Source organism: Pseudomonas sp. Y24-6, assembly GCF_020295325.1.
In the GTDB taxonomy this organism is placed as follows: domain Bacteria; phylum Pseudomonadota; class Gammaproteobacteria; order Pseudomonadales; family Pseudomonadaceae; genus Aquipseudomonas; species Aquipseudomonas gregormendelii.
On record NZ_JACBXG010000004.1, the window covers coordinates 122,086 to 134,395 of the forward strand.

Annotated in this window: 14 protein-coding genes; 5 read left to right on the plus strand and 9 right to left on the minus strand. The window is 60.6% G+C overall.

Annotation, left to right across the window (positions count from 1 at the left end; translation table 11 throughout):
- Positions 1-57: 57 nt before the first annotated feature.
- The 4 genes from HYI44_RS09400 to gpmI all read right to left on the minus strand — a co-directional run bounded on the left by HYI44_RS09400 (position 58) and on the right by gpmI (position 5,263).
- Positions 58-834: a divergent polysaccharide deacetylase family protein gene (locus HYI44_RS09400; protein ID WP_225569276.1), complete on the minus strand. Its 777-nt coding sequence runs from the start codon at positions 832-834 to the stop codon at positions 58-60.
- 1 nt (position 835) lies between these two features.
- A complete protein-coding gene (locus HYI44_RS09405) occupies positions 836-2,155 on the minus strand; it encodes a S41 family peptidase (RefSeq protein WP_122841439.1) in 1,320 nt (439 codons plus the stop codon).
- A gap of 31 nt (positions 2,156-2,186) precedes the next feature.
- Complete coding sequence (locus HYI44_RS09410; protein WP_122841440.1) at positions 2,187-3,482, minus strand: murein hydrolase activator EnvC family protein; 1,296 nt, start codon at positions 3,480-3,482, stop codon at positions 2,187-2,189.
- 251 nt (positions 3,483-3,733) lie between these two features.
- Positions 3,734-5,263, minus strand: a complete 1,530-nt coding sequence (gpmI, locus tag HYI44_RS09415) for a 2,3-bisphosphoglycerate-independent phosphoglycerate mutase (RefSeq protein ID WP_225569278.1) — start codon at positions 5,261-5,263, stop codon at positions 3,734-3,736.
- 153 nt (positions 5,264-5,416) lie between these two features.
- Here gpmI and HYI44_RS09420 point away from each other — a divergent pair, with 153 nt between their 5' ends.
- Genes HYI44_RS09420 through secB form a run of 3 tightly spaced genes read left to right on the plus strand, consistent with a single transcriptional unit; the run spans position 5,417 to position 6,617 of the window.
- Positions 5,417-5,830 carry a rhodanese-like domain-containing protein gene (locus tag HYI44_RS09420; RefSeq protein ID WP_045061999.1) on the plus strand — a complete coding sequence of 138 codons (414 nt, stop codon included), beginning with the start codon at positions 5,417-5,419 and terminating at the stop codon, positions 5,828-5,830.
- A gap of 1 nt (position 5,831) precedes the next feature.
- A complete protein-coding gene (gene grxC / locus HYI44_RS09425; RefSeq protein ID WP_045061998.1) occupies positions 5,832-6,086 on the plus strand; it encodes a glutaredoxin 3 in 255 nt (84 codons plus the stop codon).
- A 39-nt stretch (positions 6,087-6,125) separates the two neighbouring features.
- Positions 6,126-6,617, plus strand: coding sequence for a protein-export chaperone SecB (gene secB, locus HYI44_RS09430; protein WP_045061997.1), 492 nt, complete (start codon positions 6,126-6,128; stop codon positions 6,615-6,617).
- A 108-nt stretch (positions 6,618-6,725) separates the two neighbouring features.
- Here secB and HYI44_RS09435 read toward each other — a convergent pair whose 3' ends face one another.
- Positions 6,726-7,181, minus strand: coding sequence for a tRNA (cytidine(34)-2'-O)-methyltransferase (locus tag HYI44_RS09435; RefSeq protein WP_007949025.1), 456 nt, complete (start codon positions 7,179-7,181; stop codon positions 6,726-6,728).
- On the opposite strand from HYI44_RS09435, the gene HYI44_RS09440 reads away from it, so the two are divergent.
- Positions 7,180-7,620 carry a hypothetical protein gene (locus tag HYI44_RS09440; protein WP_122841442.1) on the plus strand — a complete coding sequence of 147 codons (441 nt, stop codon included), beginning with the start codon at positions 7,180-7,182 and terminating at the stop codon, positions 7,618-7,620. The genes HYI44_RS09435 and HYI44_RS09440 overlap by 2 nt on opposite strands.
- Positions 7,621-8,249: 629 nt before the next feature.
- Here the strand turns inward: HYI44_RS09440 and ntrC are convergent.
- Both ntrC and glnL read right to left on the minus strand, forming a co-directional pair.
- Entirely contained in the window at positions 8,250-9,686 is a 1,437-nt protein-coding gene (gene ntrC / locus HYI44_RS09445; protein ID WP_045061995.1) for a nitrogen regulation protein NR(I), read from the minus strand.
- Positions 9,683-10,768: a nitrogen regulation protein NR(II) gene (gene glnL / locus HYI44_RS09450; protein ID WP_122841443.1), complete on the minus strand. Its 1,086-nt coding sequence runs from the start codon at positions 10,766-10,768 to the stop codon at positions 9,683-9,685. Before glnL ends, ntrC begins: the two co-directional genes overlap by 4 nt.
- Before the next feature lie 23 nt (positions 10,769-10,791).
- Between glnL and HYI44_RS09455 the strand changes: the two genes are divergently transcribed.
- A complete protein-coding gene (locus tag HYI44_RS09455) occupies positions 10,792-10,995 on the plus strand; it encodes a hypothetical protein (RefSeq protein WP_163019553.1) in 204 nt (67 codons plus the stop codon).
- A gap of 3 nt (positions 10,996-10,998) precedes the next feature.
- Here the strand turns inward: HYI44_RS09455 and HYI44_RS09460 are convergent, their stop codons facing one another.
- Positions 10,999-11,619, minus strand: a complete 621-nt coding sequence (locus HYI44_RS09460; RefSeq protein WP_225569279.1) for a DUF4124 domain-containing protein — start codon at positions 11,617-11,619, stop codon at positions 10,999-11,001.
- On the minus strand, positions 11,616-12,125 hold the full coding sequence (locus tag HYI44_RS09465; protein WP_225569280.1) for a DUF4124 domain-containing protein: 510 nt from the start codon (positions 12,123-12,125) through the stop codon (positions 11,616-11,618). The genes HYI44_RS09460 and HYI44_RS09465 overlap by 4 nt, the downstream gene beginning before the upstream one ends.
- Between the last annotated feature and the right edge of the window lie 185 nt (positions 12,126-12,310).

A 12,310-nucleotide genomic window follows, 5' to 3' on the forward strand; every position in this document is an offset into this window, starting at 1 on the left:
CCGTTTAGGAGCTGCCGAACGCCCCGACGTGTAGGAGCTGCCGAAGGCTGCGATCTTTTAGCGGTACACGCCATCATTGCCGTGAGCCGCCGTCGCGCGATTGCCGCGCACGCTGATCATCTGCTTGATGTCGATCCACTCAATCCCCTGAGCCTTGAGTTTCGGCAATTCCCGCTCCAGTACCGCCAGCGTCTGCGGATACGGATGCCCGATCATCACCGCCGAACCCTGCTTGCGCGCCAGGCTGATCGCCGTCTGTAGCTGGGTGAAAATAGCCGCTTCAGTGCGCTCATCGTCCAGAAACACATCCCGCGAAACGCTCGCCAACCCAATCTTCTGCGCCTCGGCCGCCGCAACCGTCTGCGCGCTGGTGCGGCTGTCGACGAACAGCTTGTGCCGGCGCTGCAAGTGCGCCATCAACCAGGCCATGGCCGGTCGCTGAGCGGTCATGCGGCTGCCCATATGGTTGTTGATGCCGGCGGTATAAGGCACGACCTTGAGCGCCGCATTGAGGCGTTTCTCAAGTTCTTCGATGGGCAGCTCGGGATGCCAGGCGAACGGGCCTGTGGCCGGGTCCATGGGCATGTGCAGGATCACGATCTTGCCGGCGCGGTGGGCTTCACGGGCAAACTCGGTGGCGTGGGGCGTGTCGGGCATGATCGCCGCCGTCACGGGGCCGGGCAGGGCAAGCACTCGACGGTCCCGGGGCAGGTTCTGCCCCAGGTCGTCAATGATCAGGCTGATGTAGGCCTTATGCGCCGTGGTAGTGGCGGGCGTCGCGTGAGCAACACCCGCCAGGCAGCACAACAGGGCGAGCAGCAACCGCACGCACATCTCAGCGGCCAGAAGTGATGCTCAAACCCTTGAGCAGGCTGAGCGCCTGGGCCAGCTGGTAATCATCATCCTGCGGCATCGCCTTGGCTTTGCCGCCGGAGCCGGTCGGCTTGTCTTCGCCGCCATTGCCGTTGCCCAGGTGACCTTGCAGATCGGCTTCTTTGAAGTAGTCGCCGTCCTGCTCGCTGGTGATCTTCGCCTTGCGCACTTCGATGTCCGGGACGATGCCCTGGGCCTGGATCGAGCGGCCGTTCGGCGTGTAGTACAGCGCCGTGGTGATCTTCAGGGCGCGATCGTTGTTCAGCGGCAGCACGGTTTGCACCGAGCCTTTGCCGAAACTGGTGGTGCCCATGATGACTGCACGTTTCTGATCCTGCAGGGCGCCGGCGACAATCTCCGAGGCCGAGGCGCTGCCGCCGTTGATCAGCACGACCATTGGCACGGCTTCGCTTTCATCCTTGCCAGTGGCCGAGAAGCGCAGCTCGGAGTTGGCGATGCGGCCCTTGGTGTAGACGATCAGGCCTTTGGTGATGAAGTGGTCGACCACTTCCACCGCCGATTGCAGTACGCCGCCCGGGTTGTTGCGCAGGTCGAGAATGACGCCCTTGAGTTTCTTGCCGTTGTCCTTGCGCAGCTTGGCCAGGGCCTTGGAGACCTCTTCGCCGGTCTTGACCTGGAACTGGGTAATGCGGATATAGCCGTAGCCCGACTCCAGCAGCTGTGCCTTGACGCTCTTGACCTGGATGATGGCGCGGGCAAGGGTCACGTCGAACGGCGTGCCGCCGTCGCGCACCAGGGTCAGGGTGATTTTCTGGCCGATTTTGCCGCGCATCAGATCCACGGCTTCTGTCATGCTCTGGCCGCGGGTGGGCTGGCCGTTGATTTTGACGATGAAGTCGCCAGCCTGGATGCCGGCCTTGGACGCAGGGGTGTCATCGATCGGCGAAACCACCTTGATGAAACCGTCCTCGGCGCCGACTTCGATACCCAGGCCGCCAAATTCGCCGCTGGTGCTTTCCTGCAGCTCGGCAAAATCTTCCGGGCCCAGGTAGGCGGAGTGCGGGTCAAGGTTGCTGAGCATGCCCTTGATGGCATTTTCCAGCAGGGTCTTGTCGTCAACAGGTTCGACATAGGCGGCCTTGATCCGGTCCATGACCTCGGCAAAGGTGCGCAACTCTTCCAGCGGCAAAGGCGCCTTGGTGGTCGCAGCAGTGCCCGCAGGCGCGACTACCGGGGCCGGTTGAGCGGCAAACGCCAGAGGCGCGCCGATCACCAGGGCGATCGTCAGGGCCAGCGAGGTAAGGCGGGACAGATGCAGCATGTCGAACGAACTCCTGAAGTAGATGGCGTGCTTATCCTTGCGCGCGGCACCATTGCGCGGGATCACTCGGGTGACCCTGCTGACGAATAGCGAAATACAACGCCGGAGTGTCCTGCCCGCCACTGCTACCGACAGTGGAGATGGACTCACCGGCTTTAACCACGTCACCTGCAGACTTCAACAGCGTCTGGTTGTGACCATAAAGACTCAGGAAACCGTTGCCGTGATCTAGGATAACCAGCAGTCCGGCACCGCGCAGCCAATCGGCAAACACCACACGACCACCGTGCACGGCATGCACCTGGCTGCCGGCGGAAGCACTGATCATTACGCCGTCCCACTTGGTTCGAGCGTCATCACCACGGGATTCGCCAAAGCGTGCCAGCAATCGACCATCAACAGGCCATGGAAGTTTTCCCCGAGTGGAAGCAAAAGCACCACCGAAGGTTTCGCCTGAGCTTGAGACCAGCGCGCCGGGTGTTGATTTGACCTGTTTGCGTGGGGCGTCAGTGTTGTCTTCTGCTGCTGCCTGGGCCTCACGTAAACGCTTTTTTTCGGCTTCCTGCTGGGCGATCAGCGCTTTTTGCCGCGCTTCTTCTGCCTCTCGGGCCTGACGGGCCAGGGTTTCTTCGATGGTTTTAAGGACTTTAGACAGGTCTGCCTGATCCTGCTCCCGTGCCGCCAGCTTCTGGTCGCGGGCCTTGACGTCGAGGTTGAGCTTGGCGAGCACTTGCTGGCGCTCCTGGCGAACCTTTTCGAGCTCGTCTCGCTGGCTGTCCAGGCTACTTTTTTGCACCAGCAGTTGAGCCTGCTGCATGTCGATGTCTTTTTCGACATTGGCCAGCTGGCGCAAGGTTTCGTTGAAGTTTTTCAACTGCTCCAGGCGGGCCTGGCTCAGGTAGTCGTAATAGGTGAGGGTGCGGGCGAATCTTTCCGGGTTCTGCTGGTTAAGCAGCAGCTTGAGGTACTCCTGGCGCCCGTTCTGATAGGCCGCTCGGGCCTGGATGGCAATCAGTCGTTGCTGTTCAATGCGCGCGCTCTGGAGTTTTTTTTTCTCGGCATCGAGTCGCTGCAGCTCGGATTCGCTTTTCTTCAGCTCTTTTTGCAGGGCATCGACCTGCTTTTCGAGCTTGCCCATTTCCGTCTCGGTGCCTTTGAGGTCCTTTTGCACGCCGGATTTTTCCTGCTGGAGCTTGCCCAGCAGTTTCTTCAGCTCGGCAATGTCCTGACGCGTGGCGTCCAACTGCTGTTGGGTTTGCGCGCGCTCGTCAGCGAAGGCCGGTTGGAGCAGGCAAGTCAGGGCAAGGGCTATCAGGACGCGAAGCATAAAGGCGGGCGACACCAGGGAAAGGGACGGCCTAGTATGCCCGCCAAGCGCGGCAAAAAAAATGCCCAATTGGGGCTGTGTGATAACCGGGACAAGCAACAGGCCAGATTCCGTTGCGAAAACGCCATAAGCCACTGTGGGAGCTGGCTTGCCGGCGATGGCGTCTGAACATTCAACATTGAGGTTGGTGTCAGATCGCTACCGCTGGCAAGCCAGCTCCCACAGGGTTTTGCGGTGTTTGTGCGGACGGATTACACCAGTATCGATGTGCCGGTCATTTCGGCCGGTTTTTCCAGGCCCATCAGCATCAACATGGTTGGCGCCACATCCGCCAGTACGCCGCCATCACGTACCTTGAAGTCACGTTTGCCGACATAAATGAACGGCACCGGCTCGGTGGTGTGCGCCGTGTGAGCCTGGTGGGTTTCTTCGTCGGCCATTTTCTCGACGTTGCCGTGGTCGGCGGTGATCAGCGCTTCGCCGCCCACTTTTTCCAGCGCGTCCACGATGCGGCCCACGCACAGGTCCAGGCACTCAACCGCCTTGACTGCTGCATCGAATACGCCGCTATGGCCGACCATGTCGCCGTTGGCGTAGTTGACCACGATCACGTCATAACGCTGGTTTTCAATGGCGTCGACGATCCGGTCTGTGACTTCCGGTGCGCTCATTTCCGGCTGCAGGTCGTAGGTGGCGACTTTGGGCGACGGGATCAGGATGCGCTCTTCGCCCGGGAACGGTTCTTCGCGCCCGCCGGAGAAGAAGAAGGTCACGTGAGCATATTTCTCGGTTTCGGCGATGCGCAGCTGGGTCTTGCCGTTTTTCGCCAGGTAATCGCCCAGTACGTTGTCCAGGCTGCCTGCGGCGAAAGCCGATGGGGCAGGGATGCTGGCGGCATATTGGGTCAGCATGACAAAACCGGACAGTTTCGGCTGGCGGGCGCGGGCAAATTCCTTGAAATCGTCCTCGACGAACACTCGGGTCAGTTCCCGGGCGCGGTCGGCGCGGAAGTTCATGAACACCACGGCATCGCCGTCTTCGACCTTGACCGGCTCACCGATGGAGGTGGCCTTGACGAATTCGTCGCTCTCGCCACGGTCGTAGGCGGCTTGCAGACCTTCCTGGGCAGTGGCGGCATTGAACTCGCCGTTGCCATCGACGATCAGGTTGTAAGCCTGGGCTACGCGGTCCCAGCGATTGTCGCGGTCCATGGCGAAATAACGGCCGATGATGCTGGCGATGCGGCCTTTACCGAGGGCCTGGAAGCTGGCATCGAGCAATTCGATGGACGACTGGGCACTTTTCGGCGGGGTGTCGCGGCCGTCGAGGAAGGCATGCAGGTAGATTTTCTCGGCGCCGCGCTTGTAGGCCAGTTCGGCCATGGCCACCAGGTGGTCCTGGTGGCTGTGAACGCCGCCGTCAGACAGCAGGCCCATGAAGTGCACGGCCTTGCCGGCAGCAACGGCTTTATCCACGGCAGCGCAGATGGTCGGGTTTTCAAAGAACTCGCCGTCCCGAATCGATTTGGTCACGCGAGTGAAGTCCTGATACACAACGCGGCCAGCACCCAGGTTCATGTGACCGACTTCGGAGTTGCCCATCTGGCCATCCGGCAAGCCGACGTCCATGCCGCTGCCGGAGATCAGGCCGTTGGGTACGGAGGCCGTCAGGCGGTCCAGCACAGGCTTCTTCGCGGCGAATACGGCGTTGGATTCAGGGCTCTCACTGTGACCGAAGCCGTCGAGGATGATCAGGACCAAAGGTTTAGGCGTGGTAGTCATGGATTCCACTCGTGGCTGAGTTAAAAGAGGGCAATGGAAAAGGGAGTGGCAGTTTAAAGGTAAGTTCCTGCTGCGTCACCGCCGGACGGGGTTTGGCCCACCATAGGGGCTGTGTATACTGGCCGACATTTTAACGCCCTGGAACCTCCTTCAATGGTTGATCACCTGATTGCATTTGCCACCACTCACTATCTGCTTGTCGGTATCTTCGCCGTTCTGCTGGCTCTGCTGATCGCCCATGAAATGAAGGGCGGCGGTCGTAGCCTGAGCACCGGTGAACTGACCGGGCTGGTCAACAAGGACGCAGGCGTGGTGATCGACATTCGTCCGGCCAAGGACTTCGCCGCCGGTCACATTGTCGGCGCGCTGAATATTCCTCACGACAAACTGACTGCTCGTGTCGGCGAACTGGAAAAGCACAAGGCCAAGACCATCATCCTGGTCGACGCCATGGGTCAGACCGCTGGCACTCACGCCCGCGAACTGATGAAATCCGGCTTCACCGCCGCCAAGCTGTCCGGCGGGATCTCCAGCTGGAAAGGCGACAACCTGCCGCTGGTGAAGTGATATGAGCAACGTCGTCGTCTATTCCAGCGATTACTGCCCTTACTGCTCGCGCGCCAAGTACCTGCTCGAGAACAAAGGCGTGGCCTTCGAAGAGATCAAGGTCGATGGCAAGCCGCAGGTTCGCGCCGCCATGGCCCAGAAAGCCGGACGGACCTCCGTCCCGCAGATCTGGATCGGCGAGCGCCACATCGGTGGCTGTGATGATTTATTTGCCCTTGAGCGCGCTGGCAAGCTCGACGCCCTGCTCAAGGCCTGACGCCTTCCCTATAAGACCCAAGATCAGAAAGGATCTGAGATGACTGACCAACAGAACACTGCAGCTAGCGAAGAAGAAACCGCACCGCAATTCTCCTTGCAGCGCATCTATGTACGTGACTTGTCCTTCGAAGCCCCGAAAAGCCCGGCGATCTTCCGCCAGCAGTGGGAGCCGAGCGTCGGTCTGGATCTGAACACTCGCCAGAAGGCCCTGGAAGGTGACTTCCACGAAGTCGTGCTGACCTTGTCGGTGACCGTGAAGAACGGTGAGAGCGGCGAAGTCGCCTTTATCGCTGAAGTGCAACAGGCCGGGATCTTCCTGATCAAGAACCTGGACGACGCTTCGATGAGCCACACCCTGGGTGCGTTCTGCCCGAACATCCTGTTCCCGTACGCTCGCGAAACCCTGGACAGCCTGGTAACCCGCGGCTCGTTCCCGGCCCTGATGCTGGCTCCGGTGAACTTCGATGCGCTGTACGCGCAAGAGCTGCAGCGCATGCAGGCAGCTGGCGAGACTCCGACCGTTCAATAAGCGGCGCTGCTGCAAATCGCGGGCAAGCCCGCTCCCACAGGATTGAGCAAAACCTGTGGGAGCGGGCTTGCCCGCGATTGTTTCTGTCAGGCGAAAATAATCTTCGGGTTACTTGAAGCCGAGCTGGCGCCAGCCTTCGTACACGGCCACCGCCACGGTGTTCGACAGGTTCAGGCTGCGGCAGCCTTCGCGCATCGGTAACCGAAGGCGTTGCTCGCCGGGCAGGGCGTCCAGCACCTCGGCCGGCAGGCCCCGGCTCTCCGGACCGAACAGGAAGGCGTCGCCCTCGGCGAAGCTGGCATCGTGGAACGGTCGCGAGCCCTTGGTGGTGAAGGCGAACAGGCGCGGGTGACCGAGGCTTTCCAGGCAGCTGGCGAGGTCGGCGTGACGTTGCAGGGTGGCATACTCGTGGTAGTCGAGGCCCGCCCTGCGCAGACGCTTGTCGTCCATCTCGAAGCCCAGCGGCTCGATCAAATGCAGGTGGCAGCCACTGTTGGCGCACAGCCTGATAACGTTGCCGGTATTCGGCGGAATTTCTGGTTGGAAGAGGATGACGTGAAACATGCACGGCTCCGAAGATAAAGATGACCGGCATTCTACGCCGCCCGAGGATCGGCGTTCGAAACTATTCCCGCGCGTGATGGGTTCCTTGGCGATAGTCGGTGTCATGGTCGGGCTGATGATTGGCCGCCTGACCACACCCGACCCCAGTGAACTGCAGCAGGTCGAGGTGACGAGTGACGGATTGGTCGTGTGGTTCAGCAACGAACCCAAGACCCATGGCGAGATCGTCGACGGCAGCCTTGCGCTGCTGTTCGCGGCCGAAGGCAAGGCGCAGAAAGGGCAGCTCAAGCTCAATGATAAAAGCGTGAACTGGCGAGTGCGTTTGAGTGATGGGGGATTGTTGCTGACCTTGGTGGCTGCCCGGCCACTGCAGGGCGAGTGGGTCGGTAGCGAGGTCGATGACCGCTGGCGGCTGGAGATCCATCTCCGGGAGCAATAAAAGAGGGAATCCCCGGCCTGCCTGTACCAAGGTTCCCGAAACGGCAGGGCTCGCGCATGGCGACGTGAGCCCGGTGTAAAGAAGGAATCCCCGGCCTGCCTGTACCAAGGTTCCCAAAACGGCAGGGCTCACGCGTGGCGAAGAGAGCCCGGTGTAAAGAAGGAACCCCTGACCTGCCTGTATCAAGGGCCCCAAAACTGTTTGGGCTCGTCGCTTGTGCGGTGTGAGCCCGGTGTAAAGAGGGGAATCCCCGGCCTGCCTGTACCAAGGTCCCCGAAACTGGGTAGTGAACTGATTCACTGAATGGACTATTGCAGGGGGCGTGCCAGTTTTTAACAAGTTGAAACAGAAAGCCGAGTTGAAACGTCGAAAGCCCCGTATTCCGGGGCTTTCGTGTTTTTTCGGTCAGGGTTCGATTGCGAAAGCAGGCGAGGTTTTAAATCAGCATTCGTGCGCGATTGCGGTTCACGGTGCATTCAGTCGGTGCACGGTGGGGCCAAAAGCATCGCGGGCAAGCCCGCTCCCACAGGGGCCAGTGTTGTTCACGCAATCGTGAAAACACCGGGTTCTCTGTGGGAGCGGGCTTGCCCGCGAATGGATCTATGCAGCGACGTTGATTTACAGGGTACTTAGCCCTCTTCCCCCTCATCATCATCCCCACCATCAACCTTCATCCCCAATTCCTTGATCTTGCGAGTCAGGGTGTTGCGCCCCCAGCCCAGCAATACCGCGGCATCACGCCGGCGGCCAGCCGTGTGCTTGAGGGCGGTCTCGATCATGATCCGTTCAAACGCCGGCACCGCGCTGTCGAGCAGGCTCGACTGGCCACGGGCCAGTGCCTGGTCTGCCCACTGGCGCAGCGCCTGCTCCCAGTTGGTCACCGGGGCCGAATCCTGAGGCAGGTTCAACAGTTCCGGCGGCAGGTCGCTGATGTGCACTTCGCGACCGGAAGCCATCACCGTAATCCAGCGGCAGGTGTTCTCCAGCTGACGCACGTTGCCGCCCCACGGCAGGTTCTTCAGGTACTCCTCGGTCTCGCTCTTGAGCAGCTTGGGCTCCACTGCCAGTTCCTGGGCAGCGCGGGCGAGGAAGTGCTTGGCCAGGGTCGGGATGTCTTCGCGGCGGTCCGACAGTCGTGGAATGTGGATGCGGATGACGTTGAGGCGGTGGAACAAGTCTTCGCGGAATTTACCCGCGTGCACCAGGGTTTCCAGATTCTGGTGAGTCGCGGCGATGATGCGTACATCCACCTTGACCGGCGTGTGCCCCCCTACCCGATAAAACTCGCCGTCGGCCAGAACCCGCAGCAAACGGGTCTGGGTATCCGCCGGCATGTCCCCGATTTCATCGAGGAACAGCGTGCCGCCATCTGCCTGTTCGAAACGCCCGCGGCGCAGATTGGCGGCGCCGGTGAAGGCGCCTTTCTCATGGCCGAACAACTCCGATTCCATCAAATCCTTGGGGATTGCCGCCATGTTCAGCGCGATGAACGGCGAGGCTGCCCGTGGGCTGTGGCGATGCAGGGCGTGGGCGACCAGTTCCTTGCCGGTGCCGGATTCGCCGTTGATCAGCACGGTGATGTTGGAGTGGCTCAAGCGTCCGATGGCGCGAAACACTTCCTGCATCGCCGGCGCTTCACCGATGATTTCCGGAGTGCGGGTCAGGGTCGGAACGACTTCAAGACCTTGCTGCTCCTGGGCGTGCTGGTTCGCCCGCTTGACCAGCGATACGGCTTCGTCGACGTCGAACGGTTTTGGCAGGTACTCGAACGCGCCGCCCTGATAGGACGCGACAGCGCTGTCCAGATCGGAGTGAGCGGTCATGATGATCACTGGCAGCCGTGGGTGCTGTTCGCGAATCCGCGCCAGAAGGTCCAGACCGCTGGCGCCGGGCATGCGAATGTCAGAGATGATCACGTCCGGCTGCTGGCGCGCCAGGCGGCTCATCACGCCATCGGCGCTGTCGAAGCTTTGCGTGGTCATGCCTTCCTGCTGCAAGGCTTTTTCCAGGACCCAACGGATAGAACGGTCGTCATCGACGATCCACACGGTTTCACTACGGCTCATGTCGATGTGGCTCCTTGTTCCAGTGGCAGAAAGATCGAGAAGGTGGTGTGGCCTGGGTGGCTGTCACACTCGATCAGGCCCTGGTGCTGGCTGATGATGTTCTGGGTAATGGCCAGGCCCAGCCCGGTACCGTCCGGGCGGCCGCTGACCATGGGAAAGAAGATGGTTTCCTGAAGTTCCGCCGGTATGCCGGGACCGTTGTCGATGATCTCGATCTTGGTGACCAGGCGGTGACGCACGTGGCCGATGGTGAACTGGCGCATGGCCCGGGTACGCAGGCTGATGCGGCCAAGGCGCAGCTCATTCTGGCTGCTGATGGCCTGCATCGCATTGCGCACGATGTTCAATACCGCCTGAATCATCTGCTCACGATCGATCAGGACATCGGGAATGCTTGGGTCATAGTCGCGCACCAGGTTGATGCAACCCTGGCTTTCGGCTTCCACCAGATGGCAGACGCGCTCGAGCACTTCGTGAATGTTGCACATGGCCAGCGATGGCAGCTTGTTCGAGCCGAGCATGCGATCCACCAGGTTGCGCAAGCGATCGGCTTCTTCGATGATCACGTTGGTGTAGTCGCGCAGGCTTTCCTCGGGCAGTTCACGGGCCAGCAGTTGCGCTGCGCCACGAATCCCGCCCAGCGGGTTCTTGATCTCGTGCGCCAGGCCACGCACCAGCATCTTGCTGGTCTCCTGTTTCGACAGTTGCGCCTCTTCCTTGGTGATGCGCAACAGGCGATCCCGCGGGTGGACCTCGAGCAGCAGCATGGTATCGCCGTTGGAGAGGATCGGCGTCACTGCGTAATCGACGGTCAGGGTCTGGCCGGTGAGGGCGGTGAGCATCGCTTCGCGCTTGGTGAATGGGTGAGCCTGTTCAACAGCCTGGCGCAGGGAATTCAGCGCTTCGGTGGACTCGGTGAACAATTCACTGATGAATTGCCCGTGACTGCGCTGCCCGCTGATTGCCAGGAGCATTTCTGCCGCCGGGTTCATGTACTCCAGGCGCAGTTGTGCGTCGAGCAGGATGGTGGCGGTAGTCAGGTTGTCGAGCAGCAAGCGGTGCAGTGCGTCGCTAATGGTCATCAGGACCTCTTTTGGAGCAGGGCGTGCGCAAGAAAAAAGCGTTTGTGACTGGAAAATGCAAAAAACAAACCAAGGCTCTGAAAAGAAGCGTCGATCGCCTGAAACAGGCGTTTGACGCTCTTTTGCGTGGCGTTTTGCCAGCTTCAACGGGTAGTTTCGAACCAAAATGGGATGAGAAGTGGGTACTGCGCCTCTGCGCGCACCAATATAGTGCGCAAGCAGGCTGAGGGCTAAAAGAACTTCAGAAAGGGATTTTTCTCCTCTTCGGGTTTGTCCTTGAGCGGGCACTCCGGGCGCTGGCCGAAGTCGGTAAGGGCGCAGGGTTTGACCTGGCGTTTTTGGGCAAGGGAAATTCGCAGCATATGAAAGGGCTGGTTGGCGGTGCGCTCTACGGTGCGTCCTTGCTGGTCGAGGATTTCAACGGACAGGTTGTGACTGCCGCGATCGACGTTGGTCAGGGCAAAAACCGGGCTGAGGCCGGGTTCGGCGGTGGGTTTGCCGTCCAGCAGCAGGCGGTAGCGGTGACCCCGTTGCAGGCCGGGCTCGCTTGTCACGCTGACGATCAGTTCACCGGCGCTGCTGCGCAGCGTGGCGTCAGGTTCGGGTACCAGCACCCTCAGCAGGTCGTAGCGAAAAAGGGAGGGCGCTTCGGCTTGTTGTCTGGGTGTCGCCGGTTTGGCGTTGCCCGGATTGGCGGACATGCGATTACCCGGCACCAGCGGTACGCGCTTCGCGTTGCCGGAGCCGGGCTGATCGGTGAAGACCCGATTGCCCTGGGCATCGACGTAGGTAAATATTTCGGCCGACGCGGGCAGCGCAATCAGCAGTCCGGCCAACAGCCACCCTTTCAAGGCTTGTGAACTCGCTGCACGGTGAAGGTCACGGTCGGGCTTTGCTGCACGACGTTTTCCCCGCTGATCACCTGTACCGCGAGGCTGTGGGTGCCACGATCGATGTTTACCAACTGCAGGACTGGCACGTTGCCAGGCTGGCCGTAGGGCTGGTCATCCAGCAGCAGCCGGAACAGATGCGGGCCCTGCAGGCGTGGTTTGATCAACACGCTCACGGTGAAGGTGCCGTTATTGGCGCGTAACGCTTCGCTCGTGGGCAGGTTGGTCAATTCCAGCACTTCGTATGCGCTGCGCGGCTGTTCGTCAGTGACGGCGTCAACAGGCGGCGCAGCAGGTGGTTGTGATTCGACGCTGTTTAGCGGAGGTAGCTCGACCGGCTGCGCCACGACGCCATCGGGCGGTTGGTTGCTGTAGGCGGCGTTGCCATTGGCGTCGGTGTACTTGTAGATCTGCGCTGCGGCGGGCAGGGCAATCAGCAGCCACAACAGTAAAAAAACACGACCCATAAAATCGACCAGAAGCGAAGGCGTTGGGGTGCAGCATAGGTCAGGGCTGGCGCTTGACCCAACTCGTTAATATTTCGGTATGAAAAAGCAGGAGCAAAGATCGCAGCCTTCGGCAGCTCCTACGCGCCTGTGGGCGCTGCCGAAGGCTGCGATCTTTTGATCTTGTACGCATAAAAAAGGCCTCC